Annotated in this window: 19 protein-coding genes; 8 read left to right on the top strand and 11 right to left on the bottom strand. The window is 68.9% G+C overall.

Annotated elements, in window-relative coordinates:
- The first annotated feature begins 104 nt into the window (after positions 1 to 104).
- The 3 genes from IEV96_RS09635 to IEV96_RS09625 are packed head-to-tail and all read left to right on the top strand — an operon-like array spanning position 105 to position 2,771.
- Positions 105 to 944, top strand: coding sequence for an alpha/beta fold hydrolase (locus tag IEV96_RS09635; protein WP_188510403.1), 840 nt, complete (start codon positions 105 to 107; stop codon positions 942 to 944).
- 9 nt (positions 945 to 953) lie between these two features.
- Positions 954 to 1,751 (top strand): alpha/beta hydrolase, encoded by a 798-nt coding sequence (locus IEV96_RS09630; RefSeq protein WP_188510402.1) that lies wholly within the window; start codon positions 954 to 956, stop codon positions 1,749 to 1,751.
- A 51-nt stretch (positions 1,752 to 1,802) separates the two neighbouring features.
- On the top strand, positions 1,803 to 2,771 hold the full coding sequence (locus IEV96_RS09625; protein ID WP_188510401.1) for an alpha/beta hydrolase: 969 nt from the start codon (positions 1,803 to 1,805) through the stop codon (positions 2,769 to 2,771).
- A 76-nt stretch (positions 2,772 to 2,847) separates the two neighbouring features.
- Here the strand turns inward: IEV96_RS09625 and IEV96_RS09620 are convergent, their stop codons facing one another.
- Complete coding sequence (locus IEV96_RS09620) at positions 2,848 to 3,822, bottom strand: manganese catalase family protein (protein ID WP_188510400.1); 975 nt, start codon at positions 3,820 to 3,822, stop codon at positions 2,848 to 2,850.
- Between the two features lie 233 nt (positions 3,823 to 4,055).
- A complete protein-coding gene (locus IEV96_RS09615) occupies positions 4,056 to 4,331 on the bottom strand; it encodes a hypothetical protein (protein ID WP_188510399.1) in 276 nt (91 codons plus the stop codon).
- A 307-nt stretch (positions 4,332 to 4,638) separates the two neighbouring features.
- Here IEV96_RS09615 and IEV96_RS09610 point away from each other — a divergent pair, with 307 nt between their 5' ends.
- The 3 genes from IEV96_RS09610 to IEV96_RS09600 are packed head-to-tail and all read left to right on the top strand — an operon-like array spanning position 4,639 to position 6,340.
- Entirely contained in the window at positions 4,639 to 5,334 is a 696-nt protein-coding gene (locus tag IEV96_RS09610) for an ATP synthase subunit B family protein (protein ID WP_188510398.1), read from the top strand.
- Positions 5,331 to 5,747, top strand: a complete 417-nt coding sequence (locus tag IEV96_RS09605; RefSeq protein ID WP_188510397.1) for a phage holin family protein — start codon at positions 5,331 to 5,333, stop codon at positions 5,745 to 5,747. The genes IEV96_RS09610 and IEV96_RS09605 overlap by 4 nt, the downstream gene beginning before the upstream one ends.
- Entirely contained in the window at positions 5,744 to 6,340 is a 597-nt protein-coding gene (locus IEV96_RS09600; RefSeq protein WP_188510396.1) for a DUF3618 domain-containing protein, read from the top strand. Before IEV96_RS09605 ends, IEV96_RS09600 begins: the two co-directional genes overlap by 4 nt.
- A gap of 74 nt (positions 6,341 to 6,414) precedes the next feature.
- Here IEV96_RS09600 and IEV96_RS09595 read toward each other — a convergent pair whose 3' ends face one another.
- From IEV96_RS09595 to IEV96_RS09585, 3 genes are read right to left on the bottom strand one after another with little or no spacing between them, the layout of a single operon-like run.
- A complete protein-coding gene (locus tag IEV96_RS09595) occupies positions 6,415 to 7,197 on the bottom strand; it encodes an MBL fold metallo-hydrolase (protein ID WP_188510395.1) in 783 nt (260 codons plus the stop codon).
- An 11-nt stretch (positions 7,198 to 7,208) separates the two neighbouring features.
- On the bottom strand, positions 7,209 to 8,012 hold the full coding sequence (locus IEV96_RS09590) for a cytochrome c oxidase assembly protein (protein WP_229733203.1): 804 nt from the start codon (positions 8,010 to 8,012) through the stop codon (positions 7,209 to 7,211).
- 5 nt (positions 8,013 to 8,017) lie between these two features.
- The gene (locus IEV96_RS09585; RefSeq protein WP_188510394.1) at positions 8,018 to 8,482 is read right to left on the bottom strand and encodes a DUF2243 domain-containing protein; all 465 of its coding nucleotides are present in this window, start codon (positions 8,480 to 8,482) and stop codon (positions 8,018 to 8,020) included.
- A 145-nt stretch (positions 8,483 to 8,627) separates the two neighbouring features.
- Between IEV96_RS09585 and IEV96_RS09580 the strand changes: the two genes are divergently transcribed.
- Together IEV96_RS09580 and IEV96_RS09575 are read left to right on the top strand one after the other, a co-directional pair.
- Positions 8,628 to 9,710: an iron-containing redox enzyme family protein gene (locus IEV96_RS09580; RefSeq protein ID WP_188510393.1), complete on the top strand. Its 1,083-nt coding sequence runs from the start codon at positions 8,628 to 8,630 to the stop codon at positions 9,708 to 9,710.
- Positions 9,703 to 9,918 carry a CDGSH iron-sulfur domain-containing protein gene (locus IEV96_RS09575; RefSeq protein WP_188510392.1) on the top strand — a complete coding sequence of 72 codons (216 nt, stop codon included), beginning with the start codon at positions 9,703 to 9,705 and terminating at the stop codon, positions 9,916 to 9,918. Before IEV96_RS09580 ends, IEV96_RS09575 begins: the two co-directional genes overlap by 8 nt.
- Positions 9,919 to 9,921: 3 nt before the next feature.
- On the opposite strand, the gene IEV96_RS09570 is transcribed toward IEV96_RS09575, so the two are convergent.
- From IEV96_RS09570 to IEV96_RS09545, 6 genes are read right to left on the bottom strand one after another with little or no spacing between them, the layout of a single operon-like run.
- Positions 9,922 to 11,061 carry a zinc-binding dehydrogenase gene (locus tag IEV96_RS09570; RefSeq protein WP_188510391.1) on the bottom strand — a complete coding sequence of 380 codons (1,140 nt, stop codon included), beginning with the start codon at positions 11,059 to 11,061 and terminating at the stop codon, positions 9,922 to 9,924.
- A complete protein-coding gene (locus tag IEV96_RS09565) occupies positions 11,058 to 11,765 on the bottom strand; it encodes an HAD family hydrolase (RefSeq protein WP_188510390.1) in 708 nt (235 codons plus the stop codon). The genes IEV96_RS09570 and IEV96_RS09565 overlap by 4 nt, the downstream gene beginning before the upstream one ends.
- Positions 11,765 to 12,913 (bottom strand): TIGR03364 family FAD-dependent oxidoreductase, encoded by a 1,149-nt coding sequence (locus IEV96_RS09560; RefSeq protein WP_188510389.1) that lies wholly within the window; start codon positions 12,911 to 12,913, stop codon positions 11,765 to 11,767. Before IEV96_RS09560 ends, IEV96_RS09565 begins: the two co-directional genes overlap by 1 nt.
- Positions 12,910 to 14,637 (bottom strand): phosphonate ABC transporter, permease protein PhnE, encoded by a 1,728-nt coding sequence (gene phnE, locus IEV96_RS09555; RefSeq protein ID WP_188510388.1) that lies wholly within the window; start codon positions 14,635 to 14,637, stop codon positions 12,910 to 12,912. Before phnE ends, IEV96_RS09560 begins: the two co-directional genes overlap by 4 nt.
- Positions 14,634 to 15,464 carry a phosphonate ABC transporter ATP-binding protein gene (gene phnC / locus IEV96_RS09550; protein WP_188510387.1) on the bottom strand — a complete coding sequence of 277 codons (831 nt, stop codon included), beginning with the start codon at positions 15,462 to 15,464 and terminating at the stop codon, positions 14,634 to 14,636. The genes phnE and phnC overlap by 4 nt, the downstream gene beginning before the upstream one ends.
- Positions 15,465 to 15,503: 39 nt before the next feature.
- A complete protein-coding gene (locus IEV96_RS09545) occupies positions 15,504 to 16,433 on the bottom strand; it encodes a phosphate/phosphite/phosphonate ABC transporter substrate-binding protein (RefSeq protein ID WP_188510386.1) in 930 nt (309 codons plus the stop codon).
- Between the last annotated feature and the right edge of the window lie 43 nt (positions 16,434 to 16,476).

Below are 16,476 nucleotides of genomic sequence, written 5' to 3'. Positions count from 1 at the left end.
TATATCTCCCGCCGAAAAACTTCAGATACCGAGTTGACAGATTCGAGCGGCACTGCTTCTCTGTACAAGAACGACCGATCGTTCTACTTCGAAAGGGATCAGAAATGTCACTCCGCCCCCTCAACCGCATAGCCCTCAGCGTGGTCACGGCCACCGCAGTCGTCGCCCTCACCGGCATAGCCGGAACGGGTGCCGCAGACGCCGCGGCCTCGAAGCCCGCCGACAAGCCAACCATCGTGCTCGTGCACGGCGCGTGGGCCGACTCGTCGAGCTTCGCCGGTGTCACCGAGAAGCTGCAGCACGACGGCTACACCGTGTTGGCCGCGCCGAACCCGTTGCGCGGACTCGCGACCGACGCCGCCACCGTGGCCGCCTTCGTCAACCAGGCCACCACCGGCCCGGTCGTGCTGGTCGGCCACTCGTACGGCGGCGCCGTCATCACCAACGCCGCGAACCAGACGCCCACCGTGAAGGCGCTCGCCTACATCGACGCGTTCGCACCCGACCAGGGCGAGACCATCGTGCAGCTCGCGGGAAGCGTTCCCGGTTCCGCGCTGGCGGCCGACCCGGCCGAGGTGTTCGACGTCGTGCAGGACCCGAACCTCCCCGAGGGAGACCCCGACCTCTACGTCAAGAAGTCGATCTTCCGCGAGGCGTTCGCCGCAAACCTGGGCAAGTCGGATGTCGCGGTGCTTGCTGCCTCGCAGCGGCCGGTAGCCGGCGGCGCGCTGCAGGAGCCGTCGGGCGTTCCGGCCTGGAAGACCCTGCCCAGCTTCTTCCTCGTCGGCACCAACGACAAGATCATCCCGGCCGACGGACAGCTCGCCATGGCGCAGCGCGCCGGCGGAACGATCGTGAAGGTGAAAACCGACCACCTCTCGATGATCGAGAAGCCGAACGACGTGGCGAAGCTCATCGAGCGCGCTGCCGGCGCAGGAAAGTAGGCGGTACCGATGGCGACATCCGTAGTCTTCATCCACGGGCTCTGGGTGCACGCGAGTGCCTGGCAGCCCTGGCGCGACCTCTTCGCCGAGGCGGGCTACACGACAGAGGCCCCCGGCTGGCCGGGTGACTCGGAGACGGTCTCGGCCACCCGGCTGAACGCCAGCCGGGTATCCGGGCACGGGATCCAGGACGTGACCGACCACTACGCCGCGCTCATCGCGCAACTGCCCGACAAGCCCGTCGTCGTCGGCCACTCGTTCGGCGGGCTCGTCGCACAGAAGCTGCTCGCCGCGGGCCTGGCCTCGGCAGCGGTCGCGATCGACCCCGCGCCGATCAAGGGTGTGAAGGCTCTGCCCTTCGCGCAGATCCGCTCGGCCCTGCCGGTGCTGGCGAACAAGGCGAACCGCGACCGTGCGGTCTCGCTGAGCCGCCGCCAGTTCAGGTACGGCTTCGGCAACGCCCTGAGCCGGGCCGAATCCGACGAGCTCTTCCGCACGTTCACTATCCCCGGCCCCGGCCGGCCGATCTTCGAGCTCACCGGCGCGAAGAAAGACCCGGTGTCGCCGGCGGCCGTCGAGACAGGCGACCCGAGGCGCGGGCCGCTGCTCATCGTCGGCGGCGAGAAGGACCACACCATTCCGCAGGTCGTGGCCCGCCAGGCCGCCGAACTCTACGGTTCGGCAACCGACACCGAGTTCCGCGAGATACCGGGTCGCGGTCACTCGCTGGTGTTCGACTCCGGTTGGCGTGACGTCGCCGACCTCGCGCTGCGCTGGCTCGCCGAAAGGGTGCCCGCCGCGCGCTGAGTGCGGCCCCGCGTCATCCGAAATTCATCACTAACTAAAAGGAAAAGGAAAATGTCTGCTGACAAGCTCACCGCACCACCGTTCGATGCCGAGTTGAAAACCGTGCTCGACGTCGTGAACCAGTCGATCAGCCCGACCCTGCTGCCCGAGCACCTCGAAGCGTTGCGCGGCCCCGGCTTCACGAAGACCCTCGACCAACTGCTGGCCGAGCGCGACATCGAGCATCGCGAACTGATCATCCCCGGCCCGACCGGAGCTCCCGACCTCACGGTCTCGGTATTCCAGCGCCCGGGGCACACCACCGGTCCCGGCTTCGTGTTCACCCACGTGGGCGGCATGATCTTCGGCGACCGTTTCGTGGGCGTCGAACCGGTGATCGACTACGTCGAACGTTTCGGCGCCGTCGTGGTCACCGTCGAGTACCGGCTCGCCCCGGAGAACCCGGCGCCCGCCGCGCTCGAAGACAGCTACGCCGCCCTGGTGTACACCGCGGAGCACGCCGCCGAGCTGGGCATCGACCCCGCGAAACTGTTCACGATCGGCGCCAGCGCCGGTGCGGGTCTCACCGCCGGCATCACGCTGCTCGCCCGCGATCGTCGCGGCCCCCGGCTCGCGGGCCAGGTGATCATGTACGGAATGCTGGAGGAGCGCAACGACTCCGTCTCGGCGCGGCAGATCGACGGCATCGGGATCTGGGACCGCACGAGCAACGAGACCGGCTGGGACTTCCTTCTCGGCGACCGGCGCCACGGCGCGTCGATCACCGGCTACGAGTCGCCCGCTTACGCCTCGAGTCTCGCCGGACTGCCGCCCACCTACATCGAGGTCGGCTCGGCCGAGGTGTTCCGTGACGAAGACGTGGCCTATGCCAGCAAGATCTGGGCCGCGGGCGGATCCGCCGAGCTCCACGTCTGGCCGGGCGGGTACCACCTGTTCGAGTTACTCGCCCCTGATGCCGAGGTGTCGAAGGCCGCACGTCACACCCGCGGCGAGTGGGTCAGACGGCAGCTCGAAGCGTAGATAGCAGACGGATGCCCCGTGGCCCAGGTCCTGGGCCGCGGGGCATCCGTCTGCGGGGTCCTACCCGCGGGTCGTGCTACTTCTTGTCGGGCGCGGGCGTCGGGGCGACCGGACCGAACATGGCGTCGACATCGGCGAGTTCCATGTGCGCGGTGGCCTGGATGAGCTCGAGCAGGGCCGGGTCGAGACCGGGCGCGAACTCTTCGGGACGCTCTTCGGCGATCACGATCGGCACACCCGCCGGGGCCTGCTCGGACGCGTCGAGGTTGGTGCCGTCCTTCGAGGGCGACATGCCCTGGAAGATCTTGCCCGCCTCGGAGAGTCCGGTGAGGTCGAACGTGTACTGCTTGCTCTGCAGTCCGAGGTCGAGCAGCTTCTTCACCTCGGGGAACTTCTCAGCGTTGGTCTTCGGGATCGGGAGCAGCGTGTTCCAGTGCACTCCGAGGGTCTCGAGTGCCTTGGCGTAGGCGTTCTCGTGGGCCTGGTCGCGGACGATCAGGTAGGAGAGGGTCGAGCGTGCCGTCTTGTTGTCGGTCATCTCGTAGATGCGGCACTTCTGCAGGCGGCCGGTGCTCTCCAGCATGAGGTTGTAGAGCAGGTCGAGCACGAGGTTGCCCGAGTTGTAGACGTAGCTGCCCAGCCACGGGTTACCCACGGCGTCCACGGGAAGGGCGCCCTGCGCTCCGACGAGGTAGTGGTGGATGTTGCTGGTGTCGAGCGCGATGTTCAACGGGGTGGCACCGCCGGCACCGGGGGCGTCGACCGGGTCGGTGGGCTTGCCGTTGTAGCGGGGCGAACCGTCGAGCAGTCGGGAGATCGTGGTGCCGATGAGCTCGACGTGGCTGATCTCCTCGGTGCCGATGCCCTGGATCAGGTCGCGGTAGGGCTTCGCCGAGGGCCCGCGGAAGTTCATGCTCTGGAAGAGGTACTGCATCATCGTGCGCATCTCGCCGAACTGTCCGCCGAGGCCCTCCTGCAGTGCGTTGGCGGCGGCCGGATCCGGCTCGTCCTGCTCGATGTCGTGGATCAGGTTCTGGACGTGGAAGTACATTTATGCCTCCAATGGGGTTTCGGCGACGATTCCGTCGTCGCCTCCACTGTCCCCCCAATCACGGGTCGCATGGAGAATGTGGTTTCCCCTTGCGTGATGTGGGGATGTGGTCTACCTGAGGCGCGACGGGCTGCGTCGAAAAAGGGGAAAGAAGAAGGGCCCGCTACGTGAGTAGGGGCCCTTCTCCGGATGCCGCCACTGGGGGGCGGATCCGCTTGGGAAACGTCGAAACGTTAGCGACGCGAGTCGTGGTCGGCGTCGTAGTGCTCACGGCTGCCCGACTTGGCGAGGCCGCGGCTGATCATGTAGCCGATGGTGAGCAGGGTGGCGTAGAGCCAGACGGAGCTGGCGCCGAATCCCTGTCCGTCGTCGCCGTTGTCGACGACGGCCGAGGCGATGAACATGGCGATGAGGATGACGACGTAAGCGATGAACTCGGTCGTCTTGAAGGCAGCCTTGGTCTCGGTAGAGAATCGAGCGACGCGGCCATTGTTGGGAGTGTTACTCATGGTGACTTCCTGACAGTTTCTGGTGATCGGCGCGGATTTGCGCCGCCGTATATAGAACCATCGGGAAAAAAGTTTGCCGGGTTGCGCTTCAAGCATTGCGCTTTCGGCGTTCGCGGGCGATGATCGCGCGCTAGAAAATCGTCCTCCTCGATGACCCTCGCAACGAGCCTCGGAGGGCGGACATGTTATACGAGGTGTGCCGCATGTCGATGGCATTGTCTGAAAAAGTTTCTGCGTTCACACTCGGTACCGAAGCTGCACCGGCCCCCACTCGGGGGTCCGAACCAGATGTCACGGAAGGACAACCATGACCAACGAATACACATCGGGCGCCCCATCCGAAGGCGGATCCTCCATCGGTGGAACCGCGGAGACCGCTCGCGAACAGGCTGGCAACGTCGGTCACGACGCCGCCGAGTCGGCGAAAAACGTGGCAGGAACCGCGAAGGAAGAGGTCGGCAAGGTCGTCGGCGAGTCCACGAAGCAGGCGAAGGCGCTGTACGAGGAGGCCCGCGGCCAGTTGACAGAGCAGGCCGGCGTTCAGCAGGAGCGCGTGGCATCCGGACTTCGCTCCATCGGTGAAGAGCTTGCCCGCATGGCGGACTCTTCCGACCAGCAGGGCGTTGCGGGCGACCTGGTTTCGCAGGTCGCCTCGCGTACCTCCGCCGTCGCCAGCTGGCTCGACGGACGCGATCCCGGATCCGTCGTCACCGAGGTCAAGAACTTCGCACGCCGCAAGCCCGGCACATTCATCGCGGTCTCCGCGGTGGCGGGCATCGTCGCGGGTCGCCTCGTGAAGAGCCTCGCGAGCGAGGCAGCGGACGAGAAGGCCGCGGAAGCCGCAGCCCCCGCCGCACCCGTCGCCACCCCGACGACGCCGGCCACCGCTCCGGCCTCGTACGGTACCGAGACCTCGTACGGCACGGAAACGCCGCTGTTCGACACCGTGCGTCCCACCACCCCGACCGGCTTCGAGCCGACTTCCGACGGGCGCCAGCTATGACAGACGCACCGACCCCCTCGGAGCAGAAGGCGGCTTCGACGTCTCTCGGCGACCTGCTCGGCGAGGTGTCCCGCGACATCTCCACCCTCATGCGACAGGAAGTCGAGCTCGCCAAGGCCGAACTGAAGCAATCCGCAACGCGTGCCGGCAAGGGCGCGGGACTGCTCGGCGGCGCCGGATACGCCGGCGCGATGGCCGTGCTGTTCCTGTCGATCGCCCTCTGGTGGGGACTCGGACACCTCATCGACAACGGATGGTCGGCCGTCGTGGTCGCCGTCATCTGGGGCATCATCGCCGCCATCATGTACAGCGTCGGCCGGAAGAAGCTGAAAGAAGTGCAGGGTCTGCCGCAGACCGTCGACTCCCTGAAGAAGATCCCCGACACCGTCAAAAAGAACGAGGAAAACCGATGACTGACTACAACACCTCCGACCCCGACGAAATCCGCGCCCACATCGAGCGCACTCGGACCGAGCTCGGCAGCGATGTCGACGCCCTCGCCGACAAGGTGACGCCGTCGAAGATCGTCGACCGCGAAAAGGACAAGCTGCGCGGTCGCGTCGAATCCGTGAAGGACCGCGTTTTCGGTGCCGTTTCCGACGCCAAGGACTCGGTGACGGGTACCGCGTCGAGCGCTGGCGACAGCATCGCCGGTGCCCCGCACAAGGCGGTCGAAAAGGCCGAGGGCAACCCGGTGGCCGTCGGCCTGATCGCGTTCGGCGTCGGCCTCTTGGTCGCCTCGCTGATTCCCGCGAGCGAGAAGGAAAAGGACCTCGCCGCTCAGGCGAAAGAGGCCGCCGAACCTCTCGTGCACGAAGTGCAGGATGCCGCGAAGGGCATGGCCGAGAACCTCAAGGAGCCGGCTCAGGATGCCGCGCGTGCGGTTCAGGAGTCGGCCCAGGGTGCGGCCGACAATGTCAAGTCGTCGGCAACCGACGCGGCTGACAACGTGAAGTCGAGCGCGGACGACGCCAAGCAGACAGTGCAGGACCAGGCGACGTCGTAACGTCGTAGGTAAACACAGGGCCCCGCCCGGCATCCGCCGGTCGGGGCCCTTTGTTATCTACCGGCGCGACGGCACTAGGAGGGACCGGCCGCGCGGGCCTGCCGCACGGCCTCGCGGATGCCGTTCCGCCACGGCTGCCCGTGTCCGGGAAGCACGGTCGTGGCACCGGTGGCCTCGAGCGCCGAGAGGGTCAGCAGCGCCTGACCGCTGTCGGCCGTGGCCGCACCCGAGACGATCTGCGGGCCGGCTCTGCCGGTGTACGGGTCGAAGGTCACCAACGCGTCTCCGGTCAGCACCGCTTCGTGAGCCGGGAAATGCAGCGCCGAATGGCCGAACGTGTGCCCGGGAGTGAAGACCACCCGCGGTCCGCCCGGGACGGGCAGCACGTCGCCCGGCTGGAAATGCTCGAGGCCCGAGATGCCGCGCACGTTCAGCGCGCCCGCCGCCGCCATGCGTCCGAGCACCGGAATGGCGGCAGGGTAGCGCACCGGGTAGAGCAACCGCGACCGCTCGTGGGCGTAGCGATACGGATGGCCCGCGAGATACGTTTCGAGCGGATGCGCCAGAACCGGAACCGACCACTCGGCCTGCGCGCGGGCGGCGAAGCCGAGGTGGTCGAAGTGCGCGTGGGTGAGAACGATCGCCCGCACATCCGACGGCTCGCGGCCGATGGCGGCGAGCGCTCGCAGTACGAATTTCCAGGTCGCAGGGAAAGCGGTGTCGACGACGGTCACCCCGTCGTCGTCGGCGACGAGGTAGCAGTTCACGTAGGCGTGCTGGAGCCGGTGGATCCCCGGGACGACGTTTCGTGTGAACCGCGTTGCGGCTTCGGTCGGGGAATGCGTCTCGGTGGTCATCGCTGTCCTCTTCATCGGTCGGAAGGCTGGGGGAATCGAATGAGGGGTCGCCGCGGGGTAGCCGCGGCACGGGGGCGGGTGGCGCGAAACCACTGGCCGCAGACGACCACGATCAAGACGGCGTCGATAGCGTCGCCCGCGTAGTACATCAGCATCGAGCCGGCCTCCGCGCTCGATCCGGAGACCCCGGCGGGCGGATGCGCGAACAGGAACTTCGCCAGGATGCCGTGCGCGGCCAGGGCGGCCGCGAGCACGACGGCACGGTACGCGTGCCGATGGCGGTGCGGCGTCGGGTCGACGGCCGCCACGGCAGCGGTGAACAGATAGCCGGCGAAGAAGAAGTGCACGTGGACCAGGGCGGCGAGCAGGGTGTTCTCGTGCATGCTGCGGAAGATGTCGGTCGTGTAGAGCGCCCACATGCCGCCGGCGTAGAGCACCAGGGCGGTGATCGGGTGGGTGACGAAACGCACGGCCCGGCGACCGAGGAGACGGCTGATCCTGCGCGCCGGTACCGGGTCGAGGGTGCGGAGCGCCAGCGTGACGGGCGCCGAGAGGGCGATCAGCAGCGGTGCGAGCATGCCGACGAGGATGTGGTCGACGGTGTGGCCGACGAACGACGTGACCTGGCCGGTCAGCCCCGGAGCGGCGGCGATGCCGAGGCAGGCAATACCCGCCGACCACAGCACCGACCGGTACGCGGGCCACGGTCGCTGTCTGCGGTTCGCGACCGCGGGGCCGACGTAGACGGCGACGGCCGCCAGCATCGCGATGACGACGACCAGGCTGCCGCCGGGCGCCGCTTCGTGCGGGTGCATGCCCGTCACTTTCTGCTCGCGGAAGCACGGTGGGTGCGCAGCAGGAGAACGACCGCGACCACGATCAGGGCAGCGGCGGCGACGTTCCAGGCGACGTCGTAGGGGAGCAGGTCGACCTCGTACCGGATCTGGTGGAGCCCGAAAAGCTTGTGTTGTACCGTGCCGTCGAACAGTTGGAAGGCTCCGGCTCCCAACAGCAGGCCGGCCGTCCAACGCGTCCACCAGACTCCGCGTCGGCGATAGAGGTCCGCGAGCAAGAACATGCCGCCGACAGTGGCGAACCAGCTGACGGCGTGGAAGATGCCGTCGGAGACCAGGCCGATGTCGGGCGTGGACCTGTCGTAGAAATGGTGCCAGTGCAGCAGCTGATGGAAGACGACCTCGTCGACGAAGCCGGCCACCCCGACACCCACCACGATTCCGGAGAGGAGATTGCGCCGCCGGTTCTGATACTGCTCATCGGTGGGCATGGTTCCTCCGGTCGATCCGTCGCATCCGTGTGGCGCGCCTTTCACGGTAGGCAGACACCTCGGTGAACGCACCGGCTTGACACGCATGCGGCGCTCGCTTGCGCAAGGCCTCGAAGGTCGGCTCGGCTGCCGCGAAGATTAAGTAATGATCAATTCCACCGGCGTCGCCGATCACCGCACCGACTCCATCCCGTTCTCCGCCCGCGGCCCCCTCAGTGCCGCTCTCCTCGAGGTGCTCGGCACCGAACCGACCGAATCCGACGATTTCGGGCCGCTGCTCGAGATCGCGCGGTCGGCCGCCGGCTCCACCGTGTCGTTCATGCGCGACGAGGACCTCCAGCTCGCGCTGTTTATGCTCTACGGCCTCCACTACGGTTCCCTCCCCGGTGTCTCCGACGCCTGGGAATGGCAGCCCGGACTCGTGCGGGTGCGCGGCGAACTCGAGCGCGGGTTCGAGCGGGAACTGCGCGAAGCCGTCGGCATCCCCGAACTCCCCGCGCCGACGCGGGCGGCCGTAGCGCGCGTCCTCTCCGAACTCACGTCGGCGGAGGGCGGACCGAGCCTGTCGCGCTTTCTGGCGAAGAAGGCCACCAAAGAACAGGCTCGGGAGTTTCTGATCCAGCGGTCGATCTACACGCTGCGCGAGGCCGACCCGCACTCGTGGGCGATCCCGCGCCTGACCGGCCGTAGCAAGGCTGCACTGGTCGAGATCCAGGCCGACGAGTACGGTGGCGGCCGACCCGCCCGGATGCACTCCGCGATCTACGCCGAGACGATGCGGGGCGTGGGACTCGACACCGACTACGCGCACTACCTCGACCGGGTGCCCGCCATCACGCTCGCGTCGCTCAACACGATGTCGTTGTTCGGCCTGAACCGGCGCCTGCGCGGGGCCATCGTCGGCCACCTGGCCGCGTTCGAGATGACCTCGTCGATCCCGAACCTCATGTACGGCAACGGTTTCCGTCGACTCGGCTACGACTCCGGGGTGACGGCCTACTTCGACGAGCACGTCGCGGCCGACGCGGTACACGAGCAGATCGCCGCCAACGACCTCGCCGGTGCGCTCGCCGAAGACGAGCCCGCACTCATGGAAGACATCCTCTTCGGGGCGGGCGCCTGCCTGCTCGTCGACGGGTGGGCATCCGCTCACATTCTCGAATCCTGGACCGACGGCGTGACGTCGCTGCGCTCGACGGGGACCGCCGTGGGGGCAGACCGTGCATAGCGACGAGCGGGTCACCATCACGCCCTACGAAAACGGGCCGCTGATCGTGCGGGGCGACTTCGAGATTCTCGACGCCGACGGGGTTCCGGTGCCGCCGGGACGGAAGACCGTGGCCCTCTGCCGGTGCGGAGTGTCTGCGATCAAGCCGTTCTGCGACGGTACACACAAACTCGTGGGTTTCAAGACCGGCGAGGACCAGCCGGCCTGAGGGTCACCTGCGAGGATCGACCGCGACCCGCACGGGGCCGCCGGAGCCGGCCATGCCGATGCCGGCGTCGAGGTCGCGCAGCGCGACCGTCGCGCCCACGAGTTCCCGGAACGGCCGGCTGCGCCACTGCTGCACCATGAACTCCGCCGCGGCGCGCAGGTGTTCTGCCGTGTAGTTGTGCACGCCGGTCACGGTGAGCAGGTGACGCACGATCCGCTCGGGGTCGACCGGCACCGGTTCCGTGGGGGAGACACTGCCGACGAGCACGATCGCACCGCCGACCGTCGCCGAGGCGAACGCGCCGAGTACCGCGGCGCTCGATCCGGACGCCTCGACGACGGCGTCGAACCCGCCGCCCGCTCCCGCCGCCTCGAGAGACTGGGCGATGTCGTGCTCGCTCGCGGCAGGATCGTAGCTGGCGACGGCGCCGAAACGCAGCGCGAGGCTGCGGCGGGCGGGATCGGGGTCGGCGACGACGACCCGCGCGCCGCGGTCGGTCGCGAGTGCCGTCGCGGTGAGGCCGATCAGGCCGGCGCCGCTGACGAGCACGGTGGCACCGGGAAGCGTGACGGTGCGGGCGACCGCGTCGAGCGCCGCCCAGGCGGTGGCCGTCCCGCACGAGACGGGCGCGAGTACCTCGGCGGGCACGGAGTCGGGCACGCGCACGATCGGCGTGCCGGCGAGCAGGTGGGTGTGCGTCGCGAATCCGCCGGAGAGCGCCCACCGGTTGCCGATTCGTTCGTGCCCGTACTTGCGCAGGGCGCGGCACTTCTGGGTCAGGCCCGACTCGCACCGGTCGCACGCGCCGCAGCTCGCCGCGATCGACCAGACGACCCGGTCGCCCACGGCGATCGGCGAGCCGTCGACGGCGCACGGTTCGCCGCTGCCGAGCGCGATGACCCGGCCGACCTGCTCGTGCCCCAGGATCAGGGGCGCGGGCGCGGTGCGGTCGCCGTGCGCGGTGTGCACGTCGGACCCGCAGATGGTCGCCAGCTCGACCTCGACCAGCAGCTCCGACCCGCCGAGCTCGACGCCGACGAACGCCGCCAGCTCGTGCGGCCGGTCGGGTGCGACCCAGACCATCGCCGACGCCGCCGGCTCGAGGGGGATGCGACGGGGGACCGCGACCGTCTCGACGGTCATCGGGTGAGCGAGGGCAGGAGCGTCACGTCGCGGATGACCGCGTGGGCGCCCGCCTCGTCGAGCGTCGCCTCGTCGTGCGAACCGCTGAGCACTCCGACGACGAGGCCGGCTGCGGCAGACAGGCCCGAGCGGATGTCGCTTGCCGTGTCACCCACGACGGCAACGGCGCTCATCGCGCTCACGCCCGAGCGCAGCGCGGCGGCGAGCACGAGGTCGGGAGCGGGGCGGCCACGACCGGCGTCGACCGGAGACAGGGCGACGTCGACCAGGTCGAGCCAGCCGAGCGAGCGCAGGATCGCGTCGCGGGTCACGGGCGCGAAACCGGTGGTCAGGGCCACCTTCACGCCGCCGTCGAGCAGGCTGCGGATGAGCGCCTCTGCGCCGGGGATCTCGGCCGCCCCCGTCTCCTCGATCAGTTCGGCGTAGGCCGTCTCGAACGCGGCGGTCGCGCGGGTCGCGGCCTCGACGTCACCGTCGGCGAGGCGGGTGAAGACGTCGATCTTCGACATGCCCATGGTCGTGCGCACGTAGGCGAGCGCCTCGTCGGGCGTGAGCGTCGCGACCACGCCGGTGCGTTCGGCGGCGCGCTGGAACGCGGCCTCGACGACGCCGTCGTCGCTGACGGTGGTTCCCGCCATGTCGAAGACGACGAGCTCGATGCCGTCGAGGGCGGAGCGGGAACCGGTGGGGGTGGAGTGCGTCATCAGGCGCCTTTCGTCGAGTGGAGAGCGCCGAAGCGCTCGGAGAGAACGGTCTCGGCGAGACCGAGGCCGGTGGTCATGCCGATTCCCGTCGTGGCCGCCAGAGCGAGCACCCCCGGCTGCGGTTCGGCTACGAGAAACTCTTCGGGTGCGCTGGCGTACACGCCCTGCCACCGCTCGAGCACCCGTGCCTGCGCGCCGAAGAGCACGGACGTCTCGTGCAGCAGGAGGTCGGCGGTCGCCTCGCTCTGGAACGGCGAGGGGGTCACCGCCTTGTGGTGAGAGTCGCCGACGATGACGCTGCCGTCGGGAAGCTGGGTGTACATCTGGTTGAGGTCGATGGCGGCGAGCTCCGGGCGCTCGGTGTGCAGACGTTCGCGCACCGCCCCGGCCTCCGGCAGTGTCGCGAACGCGCTGTAGCGGATGAGGGACCACCCGGTGAGGAGCGGTGACGCGAGCGGCCGGGCGAGCGGGATGCCGACGCGCAGCATGTCGAGGGAACAGCGCACGACGGCGTGCTGCTCGGCCAGGTCGGGAAGGAGCTGGTCGACGTCGTGGTTGACGGCCACCACGACCGTGTCGGCGAACACGGTGCCCCTGCTGGTCTCGACGGTTCCCGTCGTGACCCGGCCGACGGAGGTGCGCATGCGGAATTCGACGCCGAGAGAGACAAGGTGCCGGATGATCGCGGGTGCGGCCGACCGCGGATCGGTCTGCAGATCGTAGGGGAGAAGGGCGCCCCCGGCGACCTGGCGCCGGTCCACCGGCACGGCGGCGGTGACCTGGGCGGCGTCGAGCAGGCGCAGCGACGGTCCGTCGCCGAAGCCTCCGTCGAGACGCTCGCCCGCGGCCTCGAGCAGCGCGAGCTCGTCGCGGTGCCGGGCGACAACGTGGGTGCCGGATTCGCGGAGCCAGAATCCGGCGTCGCGCGCGAGGCGCATCCAGATCTCTCGCGAAGCGCGTCCGTACCGCAGTGCATCGCCCGACTGCGGGGTGAAGCAGAGGTGCCCGAAGTTGCGCACCGTCGAGCCGACCGGTTCGGCCGTGCGGTCGATGACCACGACGCGCAGTCCGCGCTGCACGGCTGCGTAGGCGGCGCCGAGCCCGACGATGCCGGAACCGACGACGGCCAGATCGAAGGTGTCCCTCATCGGAACACCCGCCGCATCCACATCGCGAGTCCCTCGACGATGAGCACGGTGACCAGGATCATCAGCACGATCGCGGTGACCATGGCGTAGTTGGAGCCCTGGCTGGAGTTGAGCAGGTAGTACCCGATGCCGCCGCCGCCCACGATGCCGAGCAGGGTCGCCGCGCGGATGTTCGTGTCGAGAAGATAGAAGGTGTGGCCGAGCATGGCGCGCGCCGACTGCGGCACGGTCGCGCCCGTGTAGACCTGGAGCCGGCTGGCGCCGGTCGCGGTCAGCGCGCGCTCCGGTCCGCTGTCGACCTCCTCGAGCGAGTCGGCGATCAGCTTGCCGAGCAGTCCGATGCCGCCGACCGCGAGGGCGAGCGTGCCGGCCTGCGTGCCGAGCCCGCTGATCACGATCAGCACGATCGCCAGAATCAGTTCGGGGATGCCGCGCACGGTGACGAGCAGCAGTCGGAAGGCCCCACGCGTCGTGCCGTTCGGCGCCACGTTGCGGGCGGCGAGCGAGCCGACGACGACCGACACCACGACGGTCAGCAGCGCGGCGGCTAGGGCGATCACCACCGTCTCGCGCATCGCCTCGACCATGGTGGCCACGTCGTAGCTGCCGAACGAGGGCGGCCAGAACTGCACGGCGACGTCGGGGATGCGCGCCCAGAACGTCGCGAAGTCGGCCCAGCGGATGTCGCTCACGAGCACGCCGGCGACGAGGGCGATCGCGGCGATCGCCCCGGCGACGGTGTTGCGCAGGCGGGACGGGGTCCAAGGGCGGCGCAGCGCAGACTCCGGGGTGGCCGCGGTGATGGTCGCGGGTCGACGCGGAGAACGGGTGGGGCGGATGCGACGGAGGAGCCGGTCGAACGGGCCCGACCCGGTGTTCGCGGTGCCGAGCATGGCCGCGCGCACCGAGCTCGAGACGATCTCCATGGCGACGCAGAGCGCGAAGATGACGATCGCGATGCCGAGGCCGCGGCCGTAGTCGAGCGACTTGAACGCGTAGGACATCTCCAATCCGAGCCCGGCCACGCCGACGTAACCGAGGATGACCGAGCCGCGCAGGTTGATGTCGTTGCGGTGCAGCACGGTGGCCACCCACGACGGCAGCACCTGGGGGAGCACGCCGGAGGTGAACTCCTGGAGCTTCGTGCCTCCGGCCGCACGGATCGCGAGCCGGGGGCCCTCGTCGACCTGTTCGATAGCGTCGGCGAACATCTTCGAGATCATGCCGACCGAGTGGATGCCGATGGCGAGGATGCCGGGCAGCGAGCCCAGCGAGAACATCAGCACGAACACCATGGCGAGCACCACGTCGGGCACGGCCCGCGCGAGCACGCCGAGAAAGCGGGCGAGGCCGCGCCACGCGTTGCCGGGCGAGGTGTTGGCGGCGGCGAGGTAGGCGAGCGGGACCGACAGCACGGCGGCGAGCAGGGTGCCGGTGAGCACCAGGCCGAGGGTCTGCGCGGTGAGCGCGACCAGTTCGGCCGGTTCGGGGAAGGTGATGGCGCCGACCCGCACGAAGAACCGCTCGGCGTTCGACCAGCTCTCGACCATCCGCGGCAGGGAGATGTCGATCTCGACCAGGGCGCCGATGGCCAGCACCACGATCGCACCGAGTGTGAGTGTCGCGGCGATGCGCTCGGGCGACCGGCGGGGGCGGGGAGCCCGTTCGGCGACGTCCGCTTCGCGCGGGCGTGCCGTTGTGCGCGGCGGGAGGGTGGTCGTCACAGCGCGGCCTCGGGAGACATCAGCTCGTTCTGCACGGCGTGCAGCTCGGAGGTCGTCGTCGCGACACGACCGTAGATCTCCATGACCTCGGCCTTCGACAGTCCCGCTGCCGGCAGGTCGAGTACGACGGAGCCGTGCCGGAGACCGACGATGCGGTCGGCCCACGCGATCGCGAGGTCGACCTGGTGCAGGCTGCAGAGAACGGTGAGGCCCTCTTCCGCGGCGATCTCGCGGATCAGCGCCATCACCTGGTCGCTCGACTCCGGGTCGAGCGAGGCGACGGGCTCGTCGGCGAGCAGGATGCTGGGGTTCTGCATGAGCGCACGCGCGATCGCGACGCGCTGCTGCTGACCGCCGGAAAGCGTGTCGGCCCTCTGGTAGGCGCGGTCGAGCAGACCGACCCGGTCGAGGTGCTGCAGCGCGCGCAGCTTCTTCGACTTGGGATAGCTCCACAGGCCGAGGCGCGGGCCGCGCAGGGTGGCGAGCGCGCCGGTCAGCACGTTTTCGAGCACGGTCAGCGACGGCACCAGTTCGAACTGCTGGAAGATGAACCCGACGCTGCCGCGCAGTGTGCGCAGGCGCCGCCCGCCGAGGGTCGAGACGGATTCGCCGAGCACCTTCACCGAACCGCTGGAGGGAAGTTCGAGCGCGTCGATGTGGCGGAGGAGGGTGGACTTGCCCGATCCGGAGAGTCCGAGGAGCACGACGATCTCGCCGCGGCGCACGGTGAGGGATACCCCGTCGAGCGCGGTGGTCGAACCGAACTGTTTGGTGAGCGCTGCCAGTTCGACAACGGTCTCTGGCGCAGTGGGTGGTGTCGTCGTCATCGGATTCTCCGGATCGGGTTCGTCAGTGCTGCTTCGGGACTACTTCTGGCACTGCGCGGCGTCGGTCGCCTCGCAGATGTCGCGGATCTGGTCGTAGTACTCGTCGTCGACCGGGGTGGTCGCGTAGAAGACGCTGCGGAAGCCGTCGGAGTCGGCGCTGTCGATGCCGGCCGCGACGATGTCGTCGGCGGTGACCTCGCTGAGGATGTCGCGCAGCTTCTCCTTCACGTCGTCGGGCAGGGTGTTCGACTCCACGATCGGGGCGCCGGGCACCATCGTGCGCTCGATGACCTCGACCTTGTCGGACTTCGCCACTTCGCTGTCCTCCGCGAAGCCGGCCTCGCACTCGACGCCTTCGCCGACCTTCTGCACGCTCACGTCGTGCTTGCCCGCGAACACGGGGGTGATGTCGGCCTCGGGGTCGATGCCGGCCTCGATCAGGTTGTAGCTCGGGAAGAGGTAGCCGGAGGTCGACGACGGGTCGACGAAGCACACCTTCTTGCCCTTCATGTCTTCGATCGAGGTGATGTCGCTCCCCGACGGCACGATGGCCTCCGAGTAGTAGCCGGGCTCCTGGCCCTCGGCGGTGATGATCGACGAGATCGGGGTCAGCTCGGCGCCGTTGTTCGTGGCGGTAACGTAGGTGAAGCCCGAGAACGAGGCGACGTCGATCTGGCCGGCGATCGACGCCTCGATGAGAGCGGCGTAGTCGGTCGACTCGTGGTACTCGACGGTCTTGCCCGTCTCCTGGGCGATGTAGTCCATGAGGGGCTGGTAGTTGGTCTCGGTGTCGACCGAGTCGGGCACGACGCCGAAGACGAGCGTCTCGGAGTCGACCGCGTAGCCGCCCTCGGAGTCGGCCGCGGCGGAGTCGGTGGAGGAGGCCGCGCTGGAGCAGCCGGCGAGGGCGAGGGTCAGGGTACCGGCGACGGCGAGCGTCGCGAGCGAGATGCGAGAGCGGGTGATCATGATCGCCTTTCGGGCAGAGTCGGTGGGGACGTGCAAAATCCTC

The sequence above is a fragment of the Conyzicola nivalis genome (genome assembly GCF_014639655.1).
Lineage (GTDB): Bacteria > Actinomycetota > Actinomycetes > Actinomycetales > Microbacteriaceae > Conyzicola > Conyzicola nivalis.
This window is presented reverse-complemented; position numbering and strand designations above follow the sequence as displayed.

Bases quoted from the DNA above. Each gene is read 5' to 3' on its own strand.
- phnC (WP_188510387.1), bottom strand. From the start codon at position 15,464: ATGACGACGACACCACCCACTGCGCCAGAGACCGTTGTCGAACTGGCA.
- IEV96_RS09565 (WP_188510390.1), bottom strand. From the start codon at position 11,765: ATGACGCACTCCACCCCCACCGGTTCCCGCTCCGCCCTCGACGGCATC.
- IEV96_RS09625 (WP_188510401.1), top strand. From the start codon at position 1,803: ATGTCTGCTGACAAGCTCACCGCACCACCGTTCGATGCCGAGTTGAAA.
- IEV96_RS09595 (WP_188510395.1), bottom strand. From the start codon at position 7,197: ATGACCACCGAGACGCATTCCCCGACCGAAGCCGCAACGCGGTTCACA.
- IEV96_RS09590 (WP_229733203.1), bottom strand. From the start codon at position 8,012: ATGCACCCGCACGAAGCGGCGCCCGGCGGCAGCCTGGTCGTCGTCATC.
- IEV96_RS09585 (WP_188510394.1), bottom strand. From the start codon at position 8,482: ATGCCCACCGATGAGCAGTATCAGAACCGGCGGCGCAATCTCCTCTCC.
- IEV96_RS09635 (WP_188510403.1), top strand. From the start codon at position 105: ATGTCACTCCGCCCCCTCAACCGCATAGCCCTCAGCGTGGTCACGGCC.
- IEV96_RS09545 (WP_188510386.1), bottom strand. From the start codon at position 16,433: ATGATCACCCGCTCTCGCATCTCGCTCGCGACGCTCGCCGTCGCCGGT.
- IEV96_RS09580 (WP_188510393.1), top strand. From the start codon at position 8,628: ATGATCAATTCCACCGGCGTCGCCGATCACCGCACCGACTCCATCCCG.
- IEV96_RS09560 (WP_188510389.1), bottom strand. From the start codon at position 12,913: ATGAGGGACACCTTCGATCTGGCCGTCGTCGGTTCCGGCATCGTCGGG.
- IEV96_RS09630 (WP_188510402.1), top strand. From the start codon at position 954: ATGGCGACATCCGTAGTCTTCATCCACGGGCTCTGGGTGCACGCGAGT.
- IEV96_RS09605 (WP_188510397.1), top strand. From the start codon at position 5,331: ATGACAGACGCACCGACCCCCTCGGAGCAGAAGGCGGCTTCGACGTCT.
- IEV96_RS09620 (WP_188510400.1), bottom strand. From the start codon at position 3,822: ATGTACTTCCACGTCCAGAACCTGATCCACGACATCGAGCAGGACGAG.
- IEV96_RS09600 (WP_188510396.1), top strand. From the start codon at position 5,744: ATGACTGACTACAACACCTCCGACCCCGACGAAATCCGCGCCCACATC.
- IEV96_RS09570 (WP_188510391.1), bottom strand. From the start codon at position 11,061: ATGACCGTCGAGACGGTCGCGGTCCCCCGTCGCATCCCCCTCGAGCCG.
- IEV96_RS09615 (WP_188510399.1), bottom strand. From the start codon at position 4,331: ATGAGTAACACTCCCAACAATGGCCGCGTCGCTCGATTCTCTACCGAG.
- IEV96_RS09610 (WP_188510398.1), top strand. From the start codon at position 4,639: ATGACCAACGAATACACATCGGGCGCCCCATCCGAAGGCGGATCCTCC.